Source organism: Pseudomonas sp. FA117, from assembly GCF_057370475.1.
On record NZ_CM170675.1, the window covers coordinates 4,166,326 to 4,191,954 of the forward strand.

Consider the following 25,629-nt stretch of genomic DNA (forward strand, 5'->3'; position numbering starts at 1 on the left):
GCCAGCCCAATTCCTGGACTGACCTTTGGATCTTGAGCAAGACAGTTGCTCCCACAGGGATGGCAGGAGCGCTCGTTACACGGTATCCACCTTCAGCGAATGGTCGTTGAGCATGCCATTGATGACAGTCGCAGTATCGTGCCCCGCCGCGATCATGCCTCCCGCTCCTGCCGTCACCCCGTAGTGCTGGGCCAGGTCGATGCCGGCAAGATCGATGGTCTGGGTCGCCGCAGCGCCCGCCACACTGCTGACTTCGATGGTCGAGACCACATTGGCGCCCGAGCCACTGACCTTGAAGTGCAGGTAGTCGTCCAGTGACGCCGCCGTGGCATTCTCGCCCTGCAGCAATTGCGACAGGTCGAGTCGGTCGCCGCCCGGCGTGAAGTCGGTCACCCGGTCGTGCCCGGTGTCGCCTTTCTGCCAGACGAAGGTATCGTTGCCGCTGCCGCCGGTGAGGGTGTCGTTGCCTGGCCCGCCGATGAGGATGTCGTTACCCCCGCCCCCAATGAGGGTGTCGTCCCCCATTCCACCGCTGAGCACATTGTCCCCGTCGTTGCCGATCAGCGTGTCGTTGTAGTCCGAGCCGATCAGGTTCTCGATGCTGACCAAGGTGTCGAGCCCTGCACCACCGGTGTTCTGCGCACCGACATGACCGAGATCGACCGTCACCCCGGCAGTCGCCGACGCGTAGCTTGCGGTATCGTTGCCCGGCCCGCCGTCGAGCAGATCGTTGCCCGGCCCGCCGATCAGCAGGTCATCGCCCTCCCCGCCGTACAGCTTGTCGTTCCCCGCGCCACCGACCAGCACGTCGTGGCCGTTGCCACCGATCAAGGTGTCATCGCCATTGCCGGCCAGCAGCACGTCGTCGCCCGCCGTGCCCTGCAGCGTGCTGCCGGCCTGGTAGGTAATGTCCACCGCCCCGCTGGCGCTGCCACCGTGGTTGTCGCTGAGGGTGTAGCTGCCCTGGTAGACCGCGTTCTCGGCATGGCTGTAGTCGATGACCATGCTCAGCTTGTAGCTTTCGGCCGCCTTGCTGTTGCCCTGGGCATTCTCGCTGTTGATCACATGGATGCTGTACACCCCATCGTGACTGGCCGTGAAACTGCCGCCATCGGCAATGGGTTGATAGCTGCCGTTGGCATCCTTCCACTCCAGCATCAGGTTGCCTGCCGGGCGGTCGTGGTCGAGGCTGAGGCTCTCGCCCTTGCGCAGGGTGACGGTCAGGGTGTCTTCGTCATTGGCGTTGGCCGTACTGATCGCCCCCAGGTAGCCGGCAATCACCAGTGCCGCAGTCATGGAACCTGAGATCGCGGTGAAGTCGCTGCGGGCCAGATCCTTGAGCTGGTTCTCGGGCCGGTTGCCAGTGCCGTCGAACTTGAGCGTCTGGGCCTGGCTGCCCGCCGTGAAGCCCGCCCCCTTGTCGGCAAAGCCCGTGTTGAAGGTGATGGGCGCAGCGCTCAGGGGGTCGTGATCCGCATCGCTGTCACTGGCCAGCAGCGCTTCGGCCGGTACGGTGACGCTGGCGCCGGCGATGTTGGTGATGATGTGGTCGGCACCGGCCAGGGGAGCACTGTTGCTGTTGATCTTCACCACCAGGTTGGCGCTGCTGGTATCGCCGTCGTTGTCGCTGACGGTGAAGCCGAACTTCTCCACCTGGCTGCTGCCGGTATCCTTCGGCGGCGTATAGGTGAACTCGCCGGTGTCCATGTCCACCAGCAGCGTGCCGCCGAGTGCAGTCTTGATCGACAGGGTATTGCCGGTGGTGTCGAAGCTGGCCTTGTCCGGGCCACCGGCGACCGTGTAGCCGCCCTGGCCGGCATTGGCTTTCGGGTCGAAGGTATAAGTAGCGCCATCGACCAGCAGCGCCTTGATGAAGCCGCCATCGGCACCGAAGTGGCCACCGCTCATCAGGCTGCCGGTGATCGGCGCCCCCTGCACTGTGCCGGACAGCACCGCGCTGAGCTGGCTCAGGTCGGTGACCACCACCGAGTCGGTATCGACATGGCTGCTGCCATCGTAGGCCAGCGGGTCGAGGTTGGCCTGATTCACCCCGGTGCCGAGGCCAATGGCGTAGGACTTGATCCCGTTGTTATCGAGGAAGCTCTCCCAAGCGGTCTCCCGCACGGCAGTCATCGAATGGCCATTGGTGGGCACGCCATCAGAGAAGAAGTAGCTGATGTTCTGCGCGCCTTCGATCCTCCCGCTGGTGGCAAAGGCCTCCTGCGCCTTGGTCGCGGCCGAGTCGTAGTAGGTCGAGCCGTCTGCGCTCAGCCCGGCGACGATGCTCTTGGCCTCGGCGATCGACACCCAGACCGGCGTCTTGACCTGCGCGCCGGTGGCGAAGGTGACGATCTGCACCTTGATGTCGCCCATGTCGTCGTACCTGTCCAGCAGTGCAGTGATCGCCTGCTTGGCCAGCGCCAGGCGGCTCAATCCCTGCACACCCGAGGCGAAGTTCATGCTGCCGGACACATCGATCACCAGCAGGATGTTCGAATCCACCTGGCCCGGCGTGATGTTGCGCTCGGCACACACGGCCTTGGGCACATCATCGACGATGGAAATGGCGATGGTGCTGGTGACACTGTTGCCCAGCGAATCGGTGGCCTTGTAGGTGAAGTATTCGACGACCTTGTTGGCCCCATCATCGGCGCCCCCTGGGGTTTTCGGCGCTGAAGTGAGGGTGTAGGTGTAGGAGCCGTCGGCGTTGACCTGAATCTGCCCGAACTGGCCTACCGCATTGCCGACCAGGCTGTAGGTGAGCGCCCCTACACCGCCGCCAACCGAACCGACCAGGCTGCCGGACGCGGTTTCCGCGGTGGAATGCGGGTCGCTGCCGGTGACCGTGCCCGCCGCCAGGTCGTTGCCGTCCTTGACCATGTCCAGCGCCTTCTCGTACACGGTGACGTCACGATCCTCACAGGCCACCAGCTTGCTGTCCTGCACATTGATGGTGATGGTCGTGGTGCTCTCGTCACCATCGGCATCACGAATGGTGTAGACGAACACATCGGTGCCGCCAGCCTTGGACACGCTGTCAGGGTTGGCGTGATAAGTCGCATTGCCCTGGGCATCGAGGGTCAGGTAGCCATACTGGCCCATGACCTGGCCGCCAAGCTGGCCTATTGCCGAGGTCGAGGTGTCGGAGCCGGCGCGCACGCCGACCACGTACTGACCGTCCCCCCGCACATCGGCACCGACGATGTCGTTGTCCAGCACATTGCCGCTGACCACGCCGCCTTCGGTGACGCTGGCCACATCGCAATGGGCCTTGGGTACATCGTCAACGATGGTGATGACGATGGTGCTGGTGGTCGAGTTGCCTGCCGAGTCCGTCACTTGATAGGTGAACGACTCGGTCAGGCTGTTCGCACCATCATTGACGTTGCCCGGCGTTTTCGGCGCCGAGGTCAAGGTATAGGTGTAGGAGCCGTCGGCATTGAGCTGGATCTGCCCATATTGCCCGGTGGCGTTGCCGACCAGGCTGAAGCTCAGCGCGCCAACACCACCACCTACCGAGCCCACGAGGCTGCCTGACGCGGTTTCCGCCGTGGAATGCGGGTCGCTGCCGGTGACATTGCCTGCGGCCAGGTCATTGCCGTCCTTGTTCAGGTCCAGTGCTTTTTCATACACCTTCACTTCACTGTCTTCGCAAGCGACCAGCTTGCTGTCGTGCACATTGATGGTGATGGTGGTGGTGCTCTCGTCGCCATCGGCATCGCGGATGGTGTAGACGAACACATCGGTAGCACCGGCCTGGGACACGCTGTTGGGGTTGGCATGGTAGGTCGCATTGCCCTGGGCATCGAGGGTCAGGTAGCCATACTGGCCCATGACCTGGCTGCCGAGCTGGCCTAGTGCCGAGGTCGAGGTGTCGGATCCGGCGCGCACGCCGACCACGTACTGACCGTCCCCCCGCACATCGGCACCGACAATGTCGTTGTCCAGCACATTGCCGCTGACCACGCCGCCTTCGGTCACGCTGGCCACGTCACAGTGCGCCTTGGGCACATCGTCGACGATGCTGATGACGATGGTGCCGGTGGTCGAGTTGCCGAGCGAATCCTTCACCTGATAGGTGAAGGACTCCGTCAGGGTGTTCGTGCCGTCGTTGACGTTGCCCGGCGTTTTCGGCGCCGAGGTCAAGGTGTAGGTGTAGGAGCCGTCGGCATTGAGCTGGATCTGCCCGTACTGCCCGGTGGCATTGCCCACCAGGGTGAAGGTCATCGCCCCGATACCACCGCTTACCGAGCCGGCCAGCGAGCCCGACGCCGTCTCGCCCGGGGAGTGCGGATCGCTGCCGGTGACAGTACCCGGCGCCAGGTCATTGCCATCCTTGACCAGGTCCAGTGCCTTCTCGTACACCGTCACGCCGCCGTCAGGCGTCGCGACCAACGAGCAGTCGTGGATATCGATGGTGATGGTCGTCGTGCTCTCGTCGCCGTCGGCATCGCGGATGGTGTAGACGAACACATCCGTTGCACCGGGCGGCGCGACGCTGTCGGGGTTGGCATGATAGATCGCGTTGCCCTGGGCATCGAGGGTCAGGTAACCGTACTGGCCGAGCACCTGGACGCCCAGTTGGCCAATGGCCGACGTGGAGGTATCACCGCCTGCGCGGACCCCGACCACGTATTTGCCATCGGCCACCACATCGGCGCCGAACACGTCATTGACCAGTACGTTGCCACTGACCGTACCGCCCTCGAAGACATTGGCGAAGTCGCTGTGCGCCTTGGGCACGTCGTCGACAATGGTGATGACGATGGTGCTGGTGGTCGAATTGCCCAGCGAATCCTTCACCTCGTAGGTGAAGCTCTCGGTCAGACTGTTCGCCCCGTCATTGAGGTTATCCGGCGATTTCGGCGCCGAGGTCAGGGTGTAGGTGTAGGAACCATCGGCATTGAGCTGGATCTGGCCGTACTGGCCCACTGCGCTGCCCACCAGCGTATAGGTCAGGGCACCGACGCCACCGCTCACGGAGCCCGCCAGGCTACCGGAAGCCGTTTCGCCGGTGGAGCCCGGCGCGCTACCGGTGACATTGCCCGGGGCCAGGTCATTGCCATCCTTCACCAGGTCCAGCGCTTTCTCGTACACCGTCACGCCATCGTCAGGCCCGGCGATCAGCGAGCAATCCTTGACGTTGATGGTGATGGTCGTGGTGCTCTCGTCACCATCGGTGTCGCGAATGGTGTAGACGAACACGTCGGTAGCACCGGGCGGCGCCACGGCATTCGGGTTGGCATGGTAAGTGGCGTTGCCGGCGGCATCGATAGTCAGGGTGCCATACAGGCCACCGATCGCAGTGTTGAGATTGCCGATGGCCGAGGTCGAGGTGTCGGTCCCCGCCCGCGCACCCACCACTACATTGCCGGTCCCTGCCTGGTCGGCGCCCAACTGATCGTTGAGCAGCACGTTGCCGCTGACCGTACCGCCTTCCACCACGCTGGCCGAGTCAGGCTGCGCCTGGGGCACGTCGTCGACGATGTTCACATCCAGGCTGGCGGTGGCGCTGCTACCGTCGGTGTCCTGGGCGATCACGCTGAAATGCTCGCTCAGGCTGTTGGTCCCATCGCCCGCCGGATGGCCCTCGTTGCCGAGCAGGGTGTAGCTGTAGGTCACCACACCGGTGAGCGGATTGAAGCCAGTGATGGTCAGGGTGTTGCCCAGGGCGGTGGTGATCGACTGCGGGAAGCCCGCCACCACACCGCCACTGACCACGCTGATGCCACCGACGCTCAGGCTCTGCAGGCCATCGGGGGCGCTGACGGTGAAGCTGCCGCTCTGGGTCAGGGCCGCAGTGTCCGGCGCGCTGCCGTTGCCCAGGTTCTTCTCGTAGACCGTCAGCTCCCCACCATTCACATCCAGGCCACCGAGGGTCACCGGATCGTCGAGGTTGGTGATGTTCAGGGTCAGGGTCGCACTGCTGGTGTCACCGTCCGCATCCTTCAGGGTGTAGGTAAAGGTCTCGACACCCTGTCCGCCGCCGTTGAGTTGCTTGAAGTCCGGGTCTTCGGTGTTGAGGGTGTAGGTGTAGGAGCCGTCGGCGGCGAGCACCAGGGTGCCGTAGGTGCCGACGAAGGTCCCGGCCACCACAGGCCCGCCGACCACCCGGTCGGCCCCCTGGATGTCGTTGTCCAGCACATTGCCGGTGAGCTGGGTGTGTTGCTCGGTGGCATGCACCGCGTTGCTGTCATTGACTGCCGTGGGCACGTCGTCGCGGATGATCACGTCCAGCGAGCCGCTGGCCACGTCACCGTCGGTGTCGCTGACCAGCACCGGGAAGTGCTCGCCGAGCACGTTGTTGCCCGCGCCATCTGCGTGCTGCTCGGCGCCGGTGAGGGTGTAGCTGTAGCTGACCACGCCGGTCGCGGGGTTGTAGCCGGTGATGGTAAGCAGATTGCCAAGCCCGGTGGTGATCGACTGGCCGACGCCGGTCACCACACCTGCAGTCACCACGTTGATACCGCCGACGCTGAGGTTGAACACCCCATCCGGCGCCACCACGGTGAAACTGCCCGACTGGGTCAGCGCCGCTGGATTGCTGGCCGAGCCTTGGGGCAAGTTGGCTTCGTCGAGGGTCAGCTCCGCAGGGCTGAGGTCGAGCCCGCGCAGGGTCACCGGGTTGTCCGGCGGTGTTACGGGCGGGTTGACCGGAGGGTTGACCGGGGGCGTCAGCGGCGGGTTGATACCCGGGGCGGCGTTGTTGTCGAAGTCCAGCGTGCCGATGTAACGGTTGGCCAGCTCCGGGATGCCATTGAACCCGGCGGTCGGGAAGCCGACGGTGGGGTCGACCCGCGCGGCCACCTCGGTGAGCAGCACGAAGCTGTGCCCGCCCCCCAGTGCTCCCGGTGCGCCGTTGGCACTCTGGCCGGCGGCCGGCGCCTCAGCGTCCTGGGTCGGGTCGGCACCGGCGGCAATGGCCTGCTGCAAACGCTCGACATCACTGAGCTGCGCCTCGCTGGGCACGGGGTCGGGCGCCTGCACATGAGGCGCGCGATTGGCCAGCAACTCCGGGGTCATCTCCAGGCTGCTGCCACGCCCCAACGTCAGTTCGGCGCCGTTGCCCAGGCGCACGGCCACCGCACCGGCCGCGCCGGTTTCCAGCTGTTCACCGGCAAACAGACGGTCGCCCTCCACCAGCAAGCGCCGGGCGCCGTCATCGCCTACCGCGAACACCTGACCCACGACCTTGCTGACCACGCCGATTGATTTAGCCATGAACGCACGCCTCCCCTGCCGATTGGCTTCTTGCAGTGGGGCCAGGTAATGCGGGAAGCGATCCGTTGGGTCTCGCGTCTGTCACGAAGGTGAGAAAGCTCACTCACCAGGACAGCTCAACACGGGCAGTAATGGTAATTGGCCATTATTCGAATGCCAATTTTCTGTCGCCAAATTCTGCCGTTGTTGTCCTCTCCAGGGTCCTTAGCTGCAAAAAATCTGGAACTTTCTGCGAAGCCCGGAAATCAGGTACTGCAGCCGATTTAGCCGAGCGCTTGAATAGAACAATGTCTTGCTTTCCTTAGACCGCATAAGTTTTTTTTCGCATAGACCTTATGAAAAAATCTTCTTAGCTCGCCCGTTAAATGTTCTTAGCTCTGTTGTTACAAACCTGAAACGGTTTCAACTTCATTTTTCGTCATTTTTTTGGCGATTGCAGCACCTTATTCAAGACCAGGGAGATGTACCCCATGCGCGTTCTAACCCCCATCACCAGTGCGATCCTGTTGGCCATGGCCTGTGCCAACGCCCAGGCGATGTCGATCACCGAGGCCGTCCAGAGTGCCGTGGACTACCACCCTCAGATCAGCTCCAATCGCAACAGCAAGCTGTCGGCCGATGAGGATGTGAAGTTCGCACGCGGTGGCTACTTCCCCACGGTCGACCTGGTGGCCGGCTACGGGCGCCAGCGCTCGGACAACCTCAACACCCGCGGCATCAACCCCGACGGCACGCGCAACCACAACAAGGAAACCCTCAGCTACACACAGTCCGAACTGCGCCTGCGGCAGATGATCTTCGATGGCTTCAACACCTCGAACGAAGTCGGCCGGACCGAGTCGGTGGCCACCTCGCGGGCATACTACACCCAGGCCATCGCCCAGGATGTCGCCCTGCGCGCCATCGAGGTCTACCTGGAAGTGCTCAAGCGTCGCGAACTGGTGACCCTGGCCAAGAACAACCTGCAGGCGCACCTGCGGGTCAACGACCAGATCGGCCTGCGCAGCGAGCGCGGCGTGGGCAGCACCGCCGACCTTGATCAGTCCCGCGCCCGTCGCGCCCTGGCCGAAAACAACCTGGACACCGCCGAGGTCGACCTGGCCGACGCCGAGGCCAACTTCTACAGCGTCATTGGTCGCCAGCCAGACGAACTGGAAACGCCGACCTCGATCAAGATCCAGATGCCCGGCACCCTCGACGAAGCCCGCCAGGGCATGCGCGAGAACAACCCGTACCTCAAGTCCGCGCAGGCTGACGTCAATGCCGCGGAGAAACAGTACGAAGTGGCCAAGTCGCCGTTCTACCCACGCCTGGACGCAGTGCTGGCCACCGGCGCCAACAACAACCTGGGCGGCGAGCGCGGCCACAGCAACAACGACTGGCAGGCCGGCGTCGAGCTCAGCTACAACCTGTTCCGTGGCGGCAGCGACAAGGCCCGCCTGCAGTCCGATGCGCACAAGATCAACCAGGCCATGGACATCCGCAACAATGCCCTGCGCGAGCTGACCGAGAACCTCAGCCTGGCCTGGAACGCCATGAACAACGCGCGCAAGCAGACCCCGAGCGCCCGCGAATACGCCGAGACCACCCAGCGCGTACGTGGCGCCTACCAGGACCAGTTCGGCCTCGGCCAACGCACCCTGCTCGACGTGCTCGACAGCGAGAACGAACTGTACAACGCCAACCGTCGCTACACCGAAGTGCGCTACACCGAAGAGTTCTCCATGTACCGGGTGCTGGCGACCATGGGCGAGCTGCTGAGCAAGCAGCGCATCTCGCTGCCGCCGGAAGCCATCGCCAAGACCGAGGTGCGCAACCAGGCCCAGTTGCCCGACATGCGCTAGGTCCTGCAACGCGGCCGGGCAACGCCACGGCCGCTTCCCGTCCACTGCGGCAGGAGTAGGCCATCGTGACCAGTATGCAAAGCACGCAGCCCTCCCTGGCTGCGGACGATCCGTTGCTCGATGGCCTGCTGATCCTGTGCAAGGTGCACGGCTGCCCGGCCAGCCGTGCCAGCCTGTGCGCCGGCCTGCCGCTGGCCGAGCAGCGCCTGGGCCTGGAGCTGCTGCCGCGCGCCGCCGCACGGGCCGGCCTGCAGGCACGCATCCTGCGCCGTGAGCTGGCCGCCATTTCCCCCCTCAACCTGCCGGTGCTGCTGCTGCTCGACAACGGCCGCAGCGCGGTGCTGCAGCGCTGGAGCGAAGACGGCCGGGCGTTGATCCTGCCGTGCGAAGCCGAAGGCGGCGAACAGTGGGTCGAGCGCCCCGCGCTGGAGCAGGCCTACAGCGGCCAGGCCCTGTTCGCCCGACCACGGCACACCTTGGAAGACTTGCGCACGCCGCTGCTGCCACGGGTCGAAGCCTGGTTCCGCGACACCCTCAGGCACTCGCGCTGGCTGTACAGCGACGCCCTGCTCGCCAGCCTGCTGATCAACCTGCTCGGGCTGATGGTGCCGCTGTTCGTCATGCAGACCTACGACCGCGTGGTGCCCAACCAGGCGCTGTCGACCCTGTGGGTGCTGGTCATCGGCCTGTTCATCGGCACCGCCTTCGAGCTGGTGCTGCGCATGGTGCGCGCGCACCTGCTGGACCAGGCTGGCAAGAAGACCGACCTGATTCTCTCGGCGACCCTGTTCGAGCGCATCACCTGCATGGCCATGAAGGCGCGCCCGGCCAGCGTCGGCGGCTTTGCCCAGAGCATCCACGACTTCCAGGGCCTGCGCGAATTCCTCACCGCGGTGACCCTGACCAGCATCATCGACTTGCCCTTCGTGGTGTTGATGCTGGTGGTGATCGGCCTGCTCGGCGGCTGGCTGGTGCTGATCCCGCTGGTGGCCTTCCCGCTGGCGGTGGGTGTGGCACTGCTGATCCAGGCGCGGCTGCGCGACACGGTGCAGAAGAGCCTGAGCCTGGGCGCGGTGCGCCAGGCCCTGCTGATCGAAACCCTCGGTGGCCTGGAAACCCTCAAGGCCTACGGCGCCGAAAGCGAGCGCCAGTACCAGTGGGAACACACCAACGGCGCCATCGCCCGGCTGGACGCCCATGCCCGCAACCTGTCGGCCCTGGCCAGCAACGGCACCTTGTTCATCCAGCAGTTCTGCGGCATGGCCACCATCGTCGCCGGGGTCTATTCGATCATCGCCGGCAGCCTCAGCGTCGGCGCGCTGGTTGCCTGCTACATGCTCGGCAGCCGTGTGCTGGCGCCGCTGGGGCAGATCGCCGGGCTGATCACCCGCTACCAGCAGGCGCAACTGACCATGCGCAGCACCGATGCGCTGATGGGGTTGCCGCAAGAACGCCAGCCCGGTCATCAGGCGCTGGAGCATACGGCCCTGCAAGGTGGCCTGGGCATCAGCCACGTGACCTTCCGCTATCCCGGCCAGGCCGCCGCTGCGCTGAGCGACATCAATCTCTCGGTCAAGCCCGGCGAACGCATCGGCATCATCGGCCGCAGCGGCTCGGGCAAGAGCACCCTGGGCCGCTTGCTCATGGGCTTTCACCACCCCGACGAGGGCCAGGTGCTGCTGGACAACCTCGACCTGCGCCAGCTGGACATCGCCGACCTGCGCAACCAGCTCGGCTACGTCGCCCACGACATGCCCCTGCTTGCCGGCAGCCTGCGCGACAACCTGACCCTCGGGGCGCGCCATGTCAGCGATGCACGCATGCTCGAGGTCGCCGAACTGACCGGCGCCAGCGAACTGGCCCGCCAACACCCGCAAGGCTTCGATCGCCCCCTGGGCGAGCGCGGCCAGCTGCTTTCCGGCGGCCAGCGCCAGGCCGTGCTGCTGGCCCGCGCACTGTTGCTGGATCCGCCGCTGCTGATCCTCGACGAACCCACCAGCCACATGGACAACAGCAGTGAAGACCAACTGCGCCAACGCCTGCTGGCCTGGGTACCGGGCAAGACCCTGCTGCTGGTCACCCACCGCAGCTCGATGCTCAGCCTGGTGGAGCGGTTGGTGGTGCTGGACAACGGCAAGGTGGTGGCCGACGGGCCGAAAGATGCGGTGATCGACGCGCTGCGCAAAGGCCGTATCGGCGCTGCCCTGTAAACGACGTCAAGAACGGCGCGCGGCCACAGGCCCGCGGTTTTCATCGGAGGTCGACATGCCCCTGAGCCATAGCGTTCGCAGCCACCTCGCCGGCACCGACAAGCATGCCGAGCGCGACTACATGCCGGAGCTGGCCGGCGCCACCCTGCAGGACTCGCCGCGCCTGTCGCGCGTTACCGTATGGCTGGCGGCGCTGCTGTTGCTGGTGGCGCTGGTCTGGGCCAAGTTCGCCGTGCTCGACGAGGTCACGGTCGGCGAAGGCAAGGCCATCCCCTCGAGCAAGGTGCAGGTGATCCAGAACCTCGAAGGCGGCATTGTCACCGAGATCTTCGTGCGCGAAGGGCAGATGGTCGACAAGGGCGCCACCCTGCTGCGCCTGGACGATACCCGCTTCAAGTCGAACAAGGGCGAGAGCGAGGCCGACCGTTACGCCCTGACCGCACAGGTCGAGCGTCTGTCGGCAGAAGCCGAAGGGCGCCCCTTCACCCTGTCGGACGAGGTCCGCGCCAAGGCCCCGCAGGTGGCCGAGGACGAAGTCGCCCTGTACCAGTCGCGCCAACGCCGCCTGACCAGCGAGAAGCAGACGCTCAACGAGCAACTGCGGCAGAAGACCCAGGAACTTGCCGAGTTCCGTTCCAAGGTCGAGCAGTACCGCTCGGCCGTCGGCCTGCTGCAGCAGGAGCTGGACATGTCTGCGCCGCTGGTGGGCAAGGGCGCGATTTCGCCGGTGGAGATCCTGCGCCTCAAGCAACGCACCGTCGAAGCCCGCGGCCAGCTCAACGCCACCAGCCTGGCGATCCCCCGTGCCGAAGCTGCCATCGCCGAGATCCGCAGCAAGATCCAGGAGTCCGACGCCAGCTTCCGCTCGGACGCCGCCAAGGAGCTCAACGACAAGCGCACGGAGCTGTCGAAGATCACTGCCACCAGCATCGCCATCGACGACCGGGTCAACCGCACCACCGTGGTGTCGCCGGTGCGCGGCATCGTCAAGCTGCTGAAAGTGAACACCATCGGCGGCGTGGTCCAGCCGGGCAGCGACCTGGTGGAGATCGTGCCGATCGAGGACAACCTGCTGATCGAAGCCAAGGTCCGCCCGCAGGACGTGGCTTTCCTGCACCCGGGGCAAGTGGCGATGGTCAAGTTCAGTGCCTACGACTACACCATCTACGGCGGGCTCAAGGCCACGCTCGAGCTGATCAGCGCCGACACCGTCACCGACGACAAGGGCAACGCGTTCTACCTGATCCAGGTGCGTACCGAGAAGAATCACCTGGGCGGCGACAACAAGCCGCTGTTGATCATCCCCGGGATGACCGCGACGGTGGACATCATCACCGGGCAGAAGAGCGTGCTGGACTACCTGCTCAAGCCCGTGATGAAGGCCAGGACCGAGGCGATGCGCGAGCGGTGAGGGCCGTGGGATGCGTGGTGGCCTTTTCGCGGGCAAGTCGCAGCGGCGAACCGCCGCTCCCACAAATTGAACTGCCCATAGCATTCTGAATGCTGTGAGGCCCCTGTGGGAGCGGGCTTGCCCGCGAAAAGCCCCCCGCCAATCTGTCATCCTTGCCCATGATTGCGCGCAAAGGTCTCAGCCCCCATGGCGCTGATCTGCCCCTCGATCAACGCCTCGAACGGCCTGAGCAATTCATCGAAATTCGCTGGCTGCTCCAACACATTCAACGCCTGCACCACCGCCTCCAACGTCGACAGCGCGCCCGCCTCCGGCGCCTTGCGCAGCCGGTAGCGCGAGGGCCGTACCTGGCCGAGCGTCAACCTCGGCAAGCCCTCCAGCAACGGGTTGAGATACAGCAGCTTGCGTGCCTTGCGCCAGGTGCCGTCGGGGACGATCAGCAGCAGAGGCAGCGCATCGCCTTCGCCATAGGCCGACACCACCTCGGCCTGCTCGCCCGGGAACAGCAGCACCGGCCGATAGCCCGGGGTCGCGAGCAGTTCAGGGAGGTCGTCGAACACTTCGCCAATGCGCAGCTCGGCATTGACCAGGCCCAGGGCCGCCAGGCGGGCGGTGTTCAGGGCGTGGCTGGTTTCACTGGGGTGCTGCAACAGGACCACGCGGGTGCGGCTGGCGAGTGACGGGATCAGCGGGCAGAGGCAATGGTCGAGCGGGCGCTGGCAGCGTTCGCAGCGGGGTCTGGGCATGGGGGTCTCCGTTGGCGGAGGGATTTTGCCATATGCCAGGACGATATGCCGGAAATCGGGGCCCGCCTTGCGGGCCATTCGCGGGGCAAGCCCACTCCCACAGGTACACCACACGCCTCGAATGCGGTGCTGTCCTGTGTGGGCTTGTCGGCGTCGCCATCCCCGCTAACGACTGAACCGTTCCGCCAGGCTATGCAGGTACTCCGCCATCCGCTCCAGGTCCTGGCTGATCTCGGCACCCTGCTTGGCCTGCCCGGCGCTCTCGTCGCACAGGTGGGCGATGCGCACGATCTGCTGGTTGATATCCTCGGCCACATGGCTCTGCTGCTCGGAGGCGGTCGCCATCTGCTGGCTCATGCCGGTGATGCGGCTCACCGCCTGGACGATGCCGGTCAGGGCCGACTGCACCGCCTCGACACTGTGCACGCTGTCGCGGGAAATCTGCTCGCCACGGCTGGCACTGCTCACCGCCCTTTCAGCCCCGGCGCGCAACGAGGCAATGATCTGGTGGATCTCTTCGGTGGACGAGCGGGTGCGCTGGGCCAGCGACCGTACCTCATCGGCCACCACCGCAAAGCCCCTGCCCTGCTCGCCGGCACGCGCCGCCTCGATCGCGGCATTGAGCGCCAGCAGGTTGGTCTGCTCGGCGATCGAGGTGATCACATCCACCACGCTGCCGATCGACTGGGTCTGCTCGGCCAGGGCGTTGACCGCCTGGCCGATGTCGTTCACCGCCTCGCTCATGCTGCCCATGGCGCGCAGGCTCTGCTGGGCCAGGTCGCTGCCCTGCTGCGCCAGCTGGTCGGCATCGCCTGCGGCATGGGCGGTGCTCTGCACGTTGTGGGTGACCTGCTGGATGGTCGCGGCCATCTGCGCGATGGCGGTGGCCGACTGGTCGGTTTCGCTGCGCTGGCGGTCGAGCATCTGTGCCTGGGCGTCGGACAGCTCGGCCGACTGCGCCGCCCGCGACTTGACCCCGACACCGGCGTCCACCAGCCGCGTCAGCGCGGTCTGCAGGCGCGCTTCTTCGCTGATGATCGCCAGGTCGAGCTGGCCGCGCAGGCCGGGGTTGTCGCTGTAGGTCAGCGCCACCAGCGGGCTGGTGAACGCCTTGGGATGCTCGGCCAGGGTCCGGCGGATGGCCTGGTTCTGCCGGTGTTCGATCAGGTACCAGGCGCCGAGCAGGCTGGTCATCAGCAGCCCCAGCGCCGCATAAGGCGGCAGCCACAGGTACGCAGCCGCCGAGACCAGCCCTGCGCCGATCAGCGGCCAGCCGTCGCCCAGGCCATGGCTCAGCCGCGCCGCCCAGGGCACCGGCGAGCGCTCGGCACGCAGGCGCGCATACAACGCCTCGGCGCGGCGGATCTGTTCGCGGGTCGGCACCGAACGCACCGACTCGTAGCCACTGATGCGGCCGCTCTCGTAGATCGCCGTGACATAGGCGCTGACCCAGTAGAAGTCGCCGTTCTTGGCACGGTTCTTCACCACACCCATCCACGGTTTGCCTTGCTTGATGGTTTCCCACATATGGCCGAATACCGACGGCGGCATGTCGGGGTGGCGCACCAGGTTGTGCGGCTGCCCCACCAGCTCGTCGTAGGTGAATCCGCTGATCGCCACGAACGCATCGTTGCAGTAGGTGATCCGGCTGTTCAGGTCGGTGGTGGAAATCAACCGCTGCTCGCTGGAGAACGTTCTTTCATGCTCGGTTACGGGCAGATTCGTGCGCATCTCGGGCGGTCCTTGCTTGTGTAGATGAGAGGGAAATTTCATCAAAGCAAGTAAAGGTTTAGCAGAGCTTTTTCACGCGCGAGATCAGCATTTGCAAGAAAAGTTCCCGACCTGACGGAACGTATTTTCGGCAACGCCGATCAGCCCACGTTCAACTGCGACTTGAGCAGGTCGCGGAAGGTCTGGATCAAAGGTTCGCGGCTGCGCCCACGGCGAATGATCAACGAAAATGGCGCCTGATAACCAAAAGTCGACGGCGATAGCACACGCAGATCGCCCTTGTCGGCCCAGGCCTGGGCATAGTGTTCGGGCAGATAGCCGATGTAGGCGCCCGACAGGATCAGGATCAGCTGCGCCTCCATGCTCTCCACTGTCGCGGCGCTGTGCTTGAAGCCGTGGCGGGCCAGTTCGGCCTGGCTCCAGTAGCCGCGCCCGACCATGCGCTGCTGGGTAATGACCTGCGCCGGAATGCGCCGCTCGCTGAACAATGGATGGCGACTGCTGCAATACAGCCAGTGCTGCTCGCGATACAGCGGCTGGTAGACCAGCCCGCTCATGCGCGAAGAGAAGGCGCCGATCGCCAGGTCCAGACGGTTGTCCTGCACACCCAGCTGCAGCTCGTAAGGGCTGGAGACCGACAGGTGCAAGTGCACGGCCGGGTGCTCCTGGCTGTAGGCGCCGATCGCCTCGGCCAAGGGCAGCGCGCGGTCGCCCACGGTGGAGTCGATAACACCCAGGTTGAGGGTGCCGCGCAGTTCGCCCTTGAGCGCTGCGGCGTACTGCTCGAAGCCGTCGAGCTCGCCCAGCAGGCGCAGGGTCTCCTGATGGAACAGCTCGCCCTTGCTGGTCAGGCTGAAGCCGCCGCGCCCGCGATGGCACAGCACCAGGCCCAGGGCGCTCTCCAGCTGGCTCATGTAGGTGCTGATGGCCGACGTGGACAGGTTGAGGTCGCGCTGGGCATTGGCGAACCCCTGGTGGCGCACCACGCTGACGAAGATGCGCAGCAGTTTCAGGTCGGGCAGCGATGAGGCCATGGAGCATGGGGTCCGCAAACAGGAATTCGCTCGGAGTCTACCGCGCCTTCGCCGCGATAGTTCAGAAATTCCTGAAGTAAGTATTTGTCGGTAGCGATTCTTTCCAGGCACTACCTTGCGCAGACTGGCCGAAATGTCCCTGGTCGCTGGCGCCTTCGTGCTTGCCAAGCGTGCCGCGACACAGGTTCGAACAAACAGAACAATCGACCGACTGATGAGGCCCACCGTGGACAAGACTCTCCACCAACCACTGGGCGGCAACGAAATGCCGCGTTTCGGCGGCATCGCCACCATGCTCCGTCTCCCCCACCTGCAAAGCGCCGAAGGCCTGGACGCTGCCTTCATCGGCGTACCGCTGGACATCGGCACCTCGCTGCGCTCCGGCACCCGCTTCGGCCCGCGGCAGATCCGCGCCGAATCGGTGATGATCCGCCCCTACAACATGGCCACCGGCGCCGCCCCGTTCGACTCGCTGTCGGTCGCCGACATCGGTGACGTGGCGATCAACACCTTCAACCTGCTCGACGCCGTGCGCATCATCGAAGAAGCCTACGACGAAATCCTCGAACACAACGTCATCCCCATGACCCTGGGCGGCGACCACACCATCACCCTGCCGATCCTGCGGGCGCTGCACAAGAAACACGGCAAGATCGGCCTGGTGCACATCGACGCCCACGCCGACGTCAACGATCATATGTTCGGCGAGAAGATCGCCCACGGCACCACCTTCCGCCGCGCCGTCGAGGAAGGCCTGCTGGACTGCGACCGCGTGGTGCAGATCGGCCTGCGCGCCCAGGGCTATACCGCCGACGATTTCAACTGGAGCCGCCGCCAGGGCTTTCGCGTGGTGCAGGCCGAAGAGTGCTGGCACAAGTCGCTGGAACCACTCATGGCCGAAGTGCGCGAGAAGGTCGGTGGCGGCCCGGTGTACCTGTCGTTCGACATCGACGGCATCGACCCGGCCTGGGCACCTGGCACCGGCACCCCGGAAATCGGCGGCCTGACCACCATCCAGGCGATGGAGATCATCCGCGGCTGCCACGGCCTGGACCTGATCGGCTGCGACCTGGTCGAGGTCTCGCCGCCGTACGACACCACCGGCAACACCTCGCTGCTGGGCGCCAACCTGCTGTTCGAGATGCTCTGCGTGCTTCCCGGCGTGGTGCGTCGCTGAGCCTGTTGACCTGAAACACCTGCAGTACCCGGGCAGGAGCCGTGGGACAGGGCCATAGAGGCCCGCCAACACTCGATGAGGAACGCCGGGCGCGGTGACAGCGCCCGAGCGATCGATCTCGCATAATAAAGATAATCGGAGACACCCATGGCCTTGGACATCATCGTTGTACTGATCTATGCCGCCGGCATGCTCGGGCTTGGCTGGTACGGCATGCGGCGGGCGAAAACCCACGAAGACTACCTGGTGGCCGGGCGCAATCTCGGCCCGACCCTCTACATGGGCACCATGGCCACCACGGTACTGGGTGGCGCGTCCACCGTCGGCACCGTGCGCCTGGGCTATGTCCATGGCATTTCCGGATTCTGGCTGTGCGCGGCCCTGGGCCTGGGCATCATCGCCCTGAACCTGTTCCTGGCCAAACCGCTGCTGCGCCTGCGCATCTTCACCGTGACCCAGGTCCTGGAGCGCCGCTACAACCCCATGGCGCGCCAGGCCAGTGCCGTGATCATGCTGGCCTACGCGCTGATGATCGGCGTGGTCTCCACCCTGGCGATGGGCACCGTGCTGCAAGTGCTGCTCGACGTCCCGTTCTGGATGGCGTTGCTGTTCGGCGGTGGCGTGGTGGTGGTCTACTCGACCATCGGCGGCATGTGGTCGCTGACCCTCACCGACATCGTGCAGTTCGTCATCAAGACCGTGGGCCTGATGTTCATCCTCCTGCCGGTGTGCCTGTACAAGGCCGGTGGCTGGGATGCCCTGGTGGCCAAGCTGCCGGCGGCCAGCTTCCAGCTCACCACCATCGGCTGGGACACCATCATCACCTACTTCCTGATCTACTTCTTCGGCATCCTGATCGGCCAGGACATCTGGCAGCGTGTGTTCACTGCCCGTGACGAGAAGGTCTGCCAGCGCGCCGGCACCGCCGCAGGCGTGTACTGCGTGATCTACGGTCTGGCCTGCGCCCTGATCGGCATGGCCGCCCACGTGCTGATGCCGGACCTGGCCAACCCGAACAACGCCTTCGCCGAGATGATCAAGACCACCCTGCCCGACGGCATCCGTGGCCTGCTGATGGCCGCGGCACTGGCGGCGATGATGTCGACCGCAAGCGCCGGCCTGCTGGCGGCATCCACCACCCTGACCGAAGACCTGTTGCCCAAGCTGCGTGGCGGCAAGCGCTCGAGCCTGGGCGTGAACCGCCTGTTCACCCTGCTCACTGGCCTGGCCGTGCTGGTGATCGCCCTGGCGGTGAACGATGTGATCAGTGCCCTGACCCTGGCCTACAACCTGCTGGTCGGCGGCATGCTGATCCCGCTCATCGGGGCGATCTTCTGGAAACGCGCCACCACCCCGGGCGCCATCGCCAGCATGTCGCTGGGCTTTGCCACCGCGCTGTTCTTCATGTTCAAGGACGGCCTGGATGCCAACTCGCCGATCTACTACAGCCTGGCGGTGGGCCTGGTGAGCTTCGTCGTGGTCAGCCTGATGTCGCGCAAACCGGCGGCGGCAGTGAACCTGGCCTGATCTGCAGAGTGGGCCTGGATGAGCAAACCCGCCCCCTTCCGTGGGAGCGGGCTTGCCCGCGAAAGCCATAGCACAACTCCCCCTGCAAAAACGCAAAAGGCCGCCGCATCCCCCAAGGATGCGGCGGCCTTTTTCCTGCGTTTATCAGCGCCGACGCGGCTGGCGCTTGCGCTGTTCTTCGTCGCTGGGAATCGGCACCGGCTGCAATGGCGGCGGTACCAGGCCAAGGGCGACGGCGAGGTCGTGGAGCCAGTTGGACATGGGTTTGTTCATAGTTGCCCCCTTTACGGGTCAGCCTCACGGCGAATCAATTCTGCGATGCTTCATACAGATCATAGTCCCATGTTCTGTATATCGCCTGCGTCTAATCTTACAGATATGGGCGATTTTGCCGCAGATCAAGCGGAAACGCCGTACTCCGACAGCCGGTTTACTGTTTCACCTTGTTGCAGGTCGATCCAGGCCTGCAGATTCGCCCCGCACATGCCCTGGCGCCACATCAACCACGTCTCGGCATGATCGAAGGGCGCCTGCAATGGATGGGCGCTGACCCGCTCGCGCCCTGGCAGGCTGTCGAGCATCGAGCGCGACATCATCGCCACCCCCGCCCCCGCGATCACACAGGCCAACATGCCCTGGTACGACTCGATCTCCATGACCCGCCCCATTGGCGTGTGGTCGTGGGCATACCAGGCTTCCAGGCGCATGCGGTAGGCACAGCCCTGGCGGAAGGTGAACACCGAACGCCCGGCCACATCGCGCGCACTGCGCACAGGCGGATGCTCGGGGCTGGTGATCAGCACCAGTCGTTCCTCGCACAACGGCACGCCATCGAGCCCGGCCAGCCCCGGCGGGCCATCCACCAGCGCGGCATCCAGGCGCCGCTCGAGCAGACCCTGCAGCAGTTCGCCGCTGGGCGCGGCCTGCACCTGCAGGTTCACCGCCGGGTAGGCCTGGTGATAACGCGCCAGCAACGCCGGGAGCTGGATTGCCGCCGTGCTGTACATGGTGCCGAGCGTGAAGTCCCCGGCGGGCTGGCCACCCTGTACCGCCGCCATGGCCTCATCGCGCAGCGCCGCGAGGCGGTTGGCGTAATCCAGCAGTACCTTGCCTGCCGGCGACAACTGCAAGCGCTGACGCTCACGCAAAAACAACTCGACACCCAGTTGCTCCTCGAGCTGACGCAGGCGCGTCGACAGGTTCGACGGCACCCGGTGCAGGCGCTCGGCGGCGCGGGTCACCGAGCCTTCCTCGGCGACGGCCTGGAAGATACGCAGTTGGCTGAAGTCCACGACATTCTCCAAAACAGAACAACTTTATCATCATTATTCAATTTTACTGAAAGTCAAGAACGCCTACCCTGCCATCCATCGCTTATCACCGCGCAGGAGTTTTCCCATGTCGCCGCTACTGCAACTCATGGCCAGTGCCGTCGCGCTGATGATGGCCATGGGCATTGGCCGTTTCGCCCTGACCCCGCAGATGCCCCGCCTGATTGCCGAGGGCCAGTTCGACCTGACCGCAGGTGGCCTGGTGGCCGCAGCCAACTATCTCGGCTATTTCATCGGCGCCGTGGACGGCATGTTCGCCCGCCACCCACAGCAGGTACGCCTGCGCCTGCATGCCGGATTGTGGCTGTGCGTGCTGCTGACCCTGGCCTCCTGGGCTGCCAACGGTTTCTGGAGCCACCTGCTGCTGCGCTTCGGCACAGGTGTGGCGAGCGCCTGGGCATTGGTGATGCTGACCAGCCTCAGCCAGCACGTGGCCAGCCGCCATGGCCGGGCGCGACTGGGCGCCCTGGTGTTCGCAGGTCCCGGCGTGGGGATCGCCATCACCGGTTTCCTCGCGCTCGGGGCACACCTGCTCAGCCTCGATTCGGCCGCGCTGTGGCTGATGTATTCGGTAGCCGCACTGGTCATGCTGCTGGCCGTGCTGCCGTGGCTGCCCCGCGCCCACCTGCTGACGCCCACGACCACCAACGCACCGGTACAGGCTCATGCACACCAGCGCGGCATCGCCCGCCTGGCGCTGGTCTATGCGCTGTACGGCATCGGCTACATCCTGCCGGCCACCTTCCTTTCGCAGATGGCCAGCCAGCAGTTCCAGGGGCAATGGCTTGCCGACCTGTTCTGGCCCGGCTTCGGCCTGGCCGCAGCGCTTGGCGTACTGATCGTCAGCCTGCGCGGCGCAGGCCGCACCAGCGCCTGGCTGACCGCGACACTCTGGCTGCAAGCCCTGGGCGTGCTGGCCTGCCTGCTGGGTGGAGGTATTGGCCTGGGCCTGGGCGTGCTGTTGTGCGGAGGCCCGTTCCTGGCGTGCATGCAACTGGTGATGCAGCGCTCACGTGAACTTGCGCCCCACGCCACCCAGCGTAACGCCGGCCTGCTGACCGCCTGCTTCGCCCTCGGCCAGCTCAGCGGACCGTTGCTGGCCGCCCTGAGCAACCACTTCAGCGGCGGGCTGCAACCAGCGCTGCTGCTGGCCGCTGCAGGGCTGGGGGTCGCCGGGTTGCTGGTGGCGACAAGCAGGTCCGATCAACGCGCCGCCGAGCAACTGGCGACCACCGTGTAGAAGCAGCTGTCTTGCTCAACATCTAAAGGCCAGCCCATCGCTGTGGGAGCAACTGTCTTGCTGAAAATCTAAAGACCAGCCCAATCCCTGTGGGAGCGGGCTTGCCCGCGAACACGGGCGTAGCCCGTGCCAGGCAGCGCGGTATCTTTTTCGCGGGCAAGCCCGCTCCTACAGGGTCGAGGCGGTTTCATGGCCGGGCTGTGCCTCAATGCACCGAGTTACGCCCAACCTCCAGGTCGTTCATCAACGCCTTGGCCATCGAGCTCAGGTAATGCAGCGCGGTGACGATCACCGGATCCGCCTGTTCCTGCTCGCTCAACTCGCGGACACAGCCAAGGATCACCGACACCTCTTCCAGCACGCGCTCGAAAGGAATGCCAGGCTGCACGCGGTACATGTCCAGGAAAGTCGCCACACCTGCGGTGGTGTAGCCATCGGATCGATCAGTCATGGTCACGTCTCCTCACGGCGGTGTGGGGAACGAGGGTCGGGCGGGGTGGATCGGGGACGAGCTTTTTCATGGCATGACTCCCATCGTGAAAAACAGGAACTGCCACTCGCTCGTTCTCACAGGATTGGGTGGCAGTCGTACGCGGGGTGAGAACCCGGCCACGATAGGGGAACCGGTCAGGACGAACCTGCCCGCGCACGGCTGCCATAGCAGAGCGGACGCTATCGTGATTAGGGTTCTCACACCCTGTCGTTTGGACGACCCAACGAAGTTATCCCTGACGCATTTCCACGACAATTAAGACGCTTCCGCAAGCCGCGTAGGATAGTTCCGAATCACTCAAAACCTGAACCCGGCGCCCGACAATTAGGAAAAATCAGACACGCCACAGCCCGCCTTACCCCACCACCCGCCGCAACTGCCGCCGCACCCAAGGCTCGGCACTCACCAGCACTACCCCGCCCAACACCATCACCGCCCCCGCCACGAAGTTCATGCTCAGCGGCTCATCCAGCAACAGCACCCCGAACGTCACCCCGAACAACGGCGTGATGAACGAAAACACCGCCAGGTTCGATGCCAGGTACTGGCGCAGCAACCAGAACCAGGTCAGGTAACTGAAGAACGACACCACCAATCCCTGGAACAGCACACTGCCCACCGCCAGCGGGGTCAGCGACACCGCACCGATCTGCCCGCTGAACAATGCCATCAGCAACAAGCCGACGAAGCCCACCATCAACTGGTAGAACAACGTCAAGGTCGCCGGAGCCTCCGACAACCGCGAAGCCCGCACCACCACCGTTGTCGCGCCCCACATCAGCCCCGCCAGCACCGCCATGGCATCGCCGAGCAGCACGCGCCCATCGAGTTGATCCAGCGACAGCCCGCCCGCAAATGCCAGTGCAATCCCGGCAAACGCCAGCGCGATCCCCAGCCATTGCAACAAGCGCAGGCGTTCGCTGGGCAACATGAAGTGCAGCCCCAGCGCGGTGAACACTGGGGCCGTGTAGAGAAACACCGACATATGCGCCGCCGAGGTCAGCTTCAGCCCCTCGGCTATGAACAGAAATTCCAGCCCGAACAACGCCCCTGCCAGCAACCCCGCCCGCCAGGTCGCGCCCAACTGCCCCCAGCCGCCCCGCCAGCACATCAGCAGCCCGACCAGCACCGCAGCGATACCGGAGCGAAACGCCGCCTGCATCACCGGCGCGATATCGACGGCGGCCCATTTGATCATCACCTGCTGGGAGCCCCAGATCAGGCACAGCCCCAGCATCACCTGCAGGGCAAAGGCGTCGGTGTTCTTGCGGGCCGCGCTCATGGGCGGGCCTCGTGGCGGGTCAAAGGCATGGGCAACGCTCGGCAGTCAGAAAATGGATCCATTGCCGATTATCGGTGCCCCCGCCCCAGGGATGCCAGCCTAAATCGCACCGGGGGTGATCTGCGGCTTGGCCGAAACCTGATCGAAGGTGAACTCATCCAGGGCGTCTTCCTGCTGATCGAGCTTCAAGCGCGGGCTGTCCGCCCCCGGAATGGCGCTGTCGATGAGGCTGAGCAGGCGCGAGCCGCGCTCGGTGAGCACGAAGTTCTCACCGTTGCCGCCATCGTCTTCGGGCCGGCTTTCGATGAACCCGCGCTCGAACAGCAGCTTCTCGTATTCACAGGCGCGGGTTTTCAGATGATCCAGATCGCCCACCGGCTGGCCTTTGGCGGCCATCGCCGCAGCATGCTGCTCGGCGTAGGGGCGTGGGGTGAAGCTGTGACCGGCGCCGTTCTGCACCTCGTGCAGCAAGCGTTCGATCAGGTCCCAGTCGTAGGTGCTCATGGCAGTGGCCTCTTGCTGTGGACGGTGGGTACACAGCATCGGACCGGAGGCCTGTCGGATCCGTTCAGCCGAGTTGCTGGCCATAAAGTTGAGCGATCTGAACTTATCAGCCTCGTCCAGCCTCAACCGAACAACCCTCACAGAGGCCATCTCAATGAATACGTTATGCCGCATCGCCCTCTTCGCCAGCCTCTCCTGCGCCCTGCCCGCCTGGGCCTGCACCCCGGAAGAAGCCACGCAAAAGCGCGAGGAACTGGCCAAGCTGGTAACGCAACTGACCGAGCAGAACCCGCAGAAGGCCAAGGAGATCAACGATGAGCTCCAGGGCATGGAGCTGGGGACGGCGAGCAAGGACCTGCCGGACAAATGCCAGCTGATCGACAAACGGGTGAAGGAGTTGAAAGAGGCGGAGCAAAAGGCGGGCTGAATCTAGCAGCCTGACACCCTTTGTGTGAGCAACTGTCTTGCTCACACAGGGATGGAGAGGTTGTTATTCCGCCTTCGGCGTACGCTTCTTCAACGGTGCCAGGCCGTCGGAGCTGGCCAGCGGCGCGTTCGGGCGCGGCTTGGCAGTCGGCTTGCGCTTGGCGGCGGCTTTCTTCTCGCCGGTCTTCTTGTCGACCTTTTTCTTCTTCGCGCCAACGGCCTTGCCCGAAGCCTTGACCTTCTTCGGCCCGCTGTAGGTGCCCTTGACCTCCTTGATGACGCGGCGCTCGAACTGCTGCTTGAGATAGCGCTCGATGCTCGACATCAGGTTCCAGTCGTTGTGGGTGATCAGCGAGATCGCCAGGCCTTCGCCACCGGCACGGCCGGTACGGCCCACGCGGTGTACGTACTCGTCGCCGCTGCGTGGCATGTCGAAGTTGATTACCAGGTCCAGGCCGTCGATGTCCAGGCCACGGGCCGCCACGTCGGTGGCCACCAGCACCTTGGAGCTGCCCTGCTTGAAGCGCTCGATGGCCAGCTTGCGGTCTTTCTGGTCCTTCTCGCCGTGCAGGACGAAGGCCTTCACATCCTTGGCCACCAGGTGACCGTAGATGCGGTCGGCCAGGGCGCGGGTGTTGGTGAAGATGATCGCCTTGTCGAAGGTCTCGTTGGCCAGCAGCCACTGCACGATCGCTTCTTTATGCTGGTCGTGATCGGCGGTGATGATCTGCTGGCGGGTGCCTTCGGCCAGTTGCGAGACGCTGTTGAGCATCAGGTGCTCAGGGTCCTTCAATACCTTGCCGATGATGTCGCGCAGCGCCGCACCGCCGGTGGTGGCGGAGAACAGCAGGGTCTGCTCGCGGTTCTCGCACTCCTTGCACAGGCGCTCCATGTCTTCGGCGAAGCCCATGTCGAGCATGCGGTCGGCTTCGTCGAGGATCATCACCTGCACGTGGGAGAGGTCGAGGTTGCCGGCGTTGAGGTGCTCGAGCAGGCGGCCCGGGGTGCCGATCAGCACGTCCGGCACCTTGCGCAGCATGGCGGCCTGTTCCTTGAAGTCTTCACCGCCGGTGACCAGGCCAGCCTTGATGTAGGTGAACTGCGAGAACAGCTGCACTTGCTTGAGGGTCTGCTGGGCCAGTTCGCGGGTCGGCAGCAGGATCAGCGAGCGGATCTCGACGCGCCCGCCTTTGAGGTCGACCAGGCGGTTGAGCAGCGGCAGCACGAAGGCGGCGGTCTTGCCGCTGCCGGTCTGCGCCGTGACCCGCAGGTCACGCCCTTGCAGGGCCAGGGGAATGGCCGCTGCCTGCACCGGGGTCGGCTCGACAAATTTCAGCTCGGCCACGGCTTTGAGCAGGCGTTCGTGCAGGGCGAATTGGGAAAACACGGGTGTACCTCAGACAGATGCGGACAATTCGGTTGCATAGGGTAACGTTTTCCGTGGCTGACGCC

The 25,629-nt window shown here is 64.8% G+C and carries 17 protein-coding genes; 7 read left to right on the plus strand and 10 right to left on the minus strand.

The window, feature by feature from the left end:
- Positions 1-75: 75 nt before the first annotated feature.
- Positions 76-7,221, minus strand: a complete 7,146-nt coding sequence (locus AC1TXO_RS19285; RefSeq protein WP_486403210.1) for a retention module-containing protein — start codon at positions 7,219-7,221, stop codon at positions 76-78.
- A gap of 470 nt (positions 7,222-7,691) precedes the next feature.
- Here AC1TXO_RS19285 and AC1TXO_RS19290 point away from each other — a divergent pair, with 470 nt between their 5' ends.
- The 3 genes from AC1TXO_RS19290 to AC1TXO_RS19300 all read left to right on the plus strand — a co-directional run bounded on the left by AC1TXO_RS19290 (position 7,692) and on the right by AC1TXO_RS19300 (position 12,686).
- A complete protein-coding gene (locus AC1TXO_RS19290) occupies positions 7,692-9,065 on the plus strand; it encodes a TolC family outer membrane protein (RefSeq protein ID WP_486403211.1) in 1,374 nt (457 codons plus the stop codon).
- A gap of 74 nt (positions 9,066-9,139) precedes the next feature.
- On the plus strand, positions 9,140-11,275 hold the full coding sequence (locus AC1TXO_RS19295) for a type I secretion system permease/ATPase (RefSeq protein WP_486406866.1): 2,136 nt from the start codon (positions 9,140-9,142) through the stop codon (positions 11,273-11,275).
- A 55-nt stretch (positions 11,276-11,330) separates the two neighbouring features.
- Entirely contained in the window at positions 11,331-12,686 is a 1,356-nt protein-coding gene (locus AC1TXO_RS19300) for an HlyD family type I secretion periplasmic adaptor subunit (RefSeq protein ID WP_486403212.1), read from the plus strand.
- Positions 12,687-12,832: 146 nt separating this feature from the next.
- Here AC1TXO_RS19300 and AC1TXO_RS19305 read toward each other — a convergent pair whose 3' ends face one another.
- The 3 genes from AC1TXO_RS19305 to AC1TXO_RS19315 all read right to left on the minus strand — a co-directional run bounded on the left by AC1TXO_RS19305 (position 12,833) and on the right by AC1TXO_RS19315 (position 16,197).
- On the minus strand, positions 12,833-13,432 hold the full coding sequence (locus AC1TXO_RS19305; RefSeq protein WP_486403213.1) for a tRNA-uridine aminocarboxypropyltransferase: 600 nt from the start codon (positions 13,430-13,432) through the stop codon (positions 12,833-12,835).
- 165 nt (positions 13,433-13,597) lie between these two features.
- Positions 13,598-15,163 (minus strand): methyl-accepting chemotaxis protein, encoded by a 1,566-nt coding sequence (locus AC1TXO_RS19310; protein ID WP_486403214.1) that lies wholly within the window; start codon positions 15,161-15,163, stop codon positions 13,598-13,600.
- Between the two features lie 140 nt (positions 15,164-15,303).
- Positions 15,304-16,197, minus strand: a complete 894-nt coding sequence (locus AC1TXO_RS19315) for a LysR family transcriptional regulator (RefSeq protein WP_112897730.1) — start codon at positions 16,195-16,197, stop codon at positions 15,304-15,306.
- Between the two features lie 226 nt (positions 16,198-16,423).
- Here AC1TXO_RS19315 and speB point away from each other — a divergent pair, with 226 nt between their 5' ends.
- Both speB and AC1TXO_RS19325 read left to right on the plus strand, forming a co-directional pair.
- Positions 16,424-17,374, plus strand: coding sequence for an agmatinase (gene speB / locus AC1TXO_RS19320; RefSeq protein WP_416737193.1), 951 nt, complete (start codon positions 16,424-16,426; stop codon positions 17,372-17,374).
- 147 nt (positions 17,375-17,521) lie between these two features.
- Positions 17,522-18,901: a sodium:solute symporter family protein gene (locus AC1TXO_RS19325; RefSeq protein WP_486403215.1), complete on the plus strand. Its 1,380-nt coding sequence runs from the start codon at positions 17,522-17,524 to the stop codon at positions 18,899-18,901.
- 144 nt (positions 18,902-19,045) lie between these two features.
- Here the strand turns inward: AC1TXO_RS19325 and AC1TXO_RS19330 are convergent, their stop codons facing one another.
- On the minus strand, positions 19,046-19,174 hold the full coding sequence (locus AC1TXO_RS19330) for a PA1414 family protein (RefSeq protein ID WP_486403216.1): 129 nt from the start codon (positions 19,172-19,174) through the stop codon (positions 19,046-19,048).
- A gap of 125 nt (positions 19,175-19,299) precedes the next feature.
- Complete coding sequence (ptrR, locus tag AC1TXO_RS19335) at positions 19,300-20,193, minus strand: putrescine utilization regulator PtrR (protein ID WP_486403217.1); 894 nt, start codon at positions 20,191-20,193, stop codon at positions 19,300-19,302.
- A 106-nt stretch (positions 20,194-20,299) separates the two neighbouring features.
- Between ptrR and AC1TXO_RS19340 the strand changes: the two genes are divergently transcribed.
- Entirely contained in the window at positions 20,300-21,472 is a 1,173-nt protein-coding gene (locus AC1TXO_RS19340; RefSeq protein ID WP_486403218.1) for a YbfB/YjiJ family MFS transporter, read from the plus strand.
- A 205-nt stretch (positions 21,473-21,677) separates the two neighbouring features.
- Here AC1TXO_RS19340 and AC1TXO_RS19345 read toward each other — a convergent pair whose 3' ends face one another.
- From AC1TXO_RS19345 to AC1TXO_RS19355, 3 genes are all read right to left on the minus strand, one after another.
- Complete coding sequence (locus AC1TXO_RS19345; RefSeq protein WP_486403219.1) at positions 21,678-21,923, minus strand: DUF3077 domain-containing protein; 246 nt, start codon at positions 21,921-21,923, stop codon at positions 21,678-21,680.
- 397 nt (positions 21,924-22,320) lie between these two features.
- Positions 22,321-23,247 (minus strand): DMT family transporter, encoded by a 927-nt coding sequence (locus AC1TXO_RS19350; RefSeq protein ID WP_486403220.1) that lies wholly within the window; start codon positions 23,245-23,247, stop codon positions 22,321-22,323.
- Positions 23,248-23,346: 99 nt separating this feature from the next.
- The gene (locus tag AC1TXO_RS19355) at positions 23,347-23,751 is read right to left on the minus strand and encodes a transcriptional regulator (RefSeq protein ID WP_486403221.1); all 405 of its coding nucleotides are present in this window, start codon (positions 23,749-23,751) and stop codon (positions 23,347-23,349) included.
- Between the two features lie 154 nt (positions 23,752-23,905).
- On the opposite strand from AC1TXO_RS19355, the gene AC1TXO_RS19360 reads away from it, so the two are divergent.
- On the plus strand, positions 23,906-24,178 hold the full coding sequence (locus AC1TXO_RS19360) for a hypothetical protein (RefSeq protein WP_486403222.1): 273 nt from the start codon (positions 23,906-23,908) through the stop codon (positions 24,176-24,178).
- 63 nt (positions 24,179-24,241) lie between these two features.
- Here AC1TXO_RS19360 and AC1TXO_RS19365 read toward each other — a convergent pair whose 3' ends face one another.
- Positions 24,242-25,564: a DEAD/DEAH box helicase gene (locus AC1TXO_RS19365; RefSeq protein WP_486403223.1), complete on the minus strand. Its 1,323-nt coding sequence runs from the start codon at positions 25,562-25,564 to the stop codon at positions 24,242-24,244.
- Positions 25,565-25,629 lie beyond the last annotated feature (65 nt).

What these genes read in the sequence shown, in the direction of transcription:
- AC1TXO_RS19340 (WP_486403218.1), top strand. Translation starts at nt 20,300, where the DNA reads ATGTCGCCGCTACTGCAACTCATGGCCAGTGCCGTCGCGCTGATGATG.
- AC1TXO_RS19325 (WP_486403215.1), top strand. Translation starts at nt 17,522, where the DNA reads ATGGCCTTGGACATCATCGTTGTACTGATCTATGCCGCCGGCATGCTC.
- AC1TXO_RS19295 (WP_486406866.1), top strand. Translation starts at nt 9,140, where the DNA reads ATGCAAAGCACGCAGCCCTCCCTGGCTGCGGACGATCCGTTGCTCGAT.
- AC1TXO_RS19315 (WP_112897730.1), bottom strand. Translation starts at nt 16,197, where the DNA reads ATGGCCTCATCGCTGCCCGACCTGAAACTGCTGCGCATCTTCGTCAGC.
- AC1TXO_RS19360 (WP_486403222.1), top strand. Translation starts at nt 23,906, where the DNA reads ATGAATACGTTATGCCGCATCGCCCTCTTCGCCAGCCTCTCCTGCGCC.
- AC1TXO_RS19330 (WP_486403216.1), bottom strand. Translation starts at nt 19,174, where the DNA reads ATGAACAAACCCATGTCCAACTGGCTCCACGACCTCGCCGTCGCCCTT.
- AC1TXO_RS19290 (WP_486403211.1), top strand. Translation starts at nt 7,692, where the DNA reads ATGCGCGTTCTAACCCCCATCACCAGTGCGATCCTGTTGGCCATGGCC.
- AC1TXO_RS19350 (WP_486403220.1), bottom strand. Translation starts at nt 23,247, where the DNA reads ATGAGCGCGGCCCGCAAGAACACCGACGCCTTTGCCCTGCAGGTGATG.
- AC1TXO_RS19310 (WP_486403214.1), bottom strand. Translation starts at nt 15,163, where the DNA reads ATGCGCACGAATCTGCCCGTAACCGAGCATGAAAGAACGTTCTCCAGC.
- AC1TXO_RS19305 (WP_486403213.1), bottom strand. Translation starts at nt 13,432, where the DNA reads ATGCCCAGACCCCGCTGCGAACGCTGCCAGCGCCCGCTCGACCATTGC.
- AC1TXO_RS19355 (WP_486403221.1), bottom strand. Translation starts at nt 23,751, where the DNA reads ATGAGCACCTACGACTGGGACCTGATCGAACGCTTGCTGCACGAGGTG.
- AC1TXO_RS19285 (WP_486403210.1), bottom strand. Translation starts at nt 7,221, where the DNA reads ATGGCTAAATCAATCGGCGTGGTCAGCAAGGTCGTGGGTCAGGTGTTC.
- AC1TXO_RS19300 (WP_486403212.1), top strand. Translation starts at nt 11,331, where the DNA reads ATGCCCCTGAGCCATAGCGTTCGCAGCCACCTCGCCGGCACCGACAAG.
- AC1TXO_RS19345 (WP_486403219.1), bottom strand. Translation starts at nt 21,923, where the DNA reads ATGACTGATCGATCCGATGGCTACACCACCGCAGGTGTGGCGACTTTC.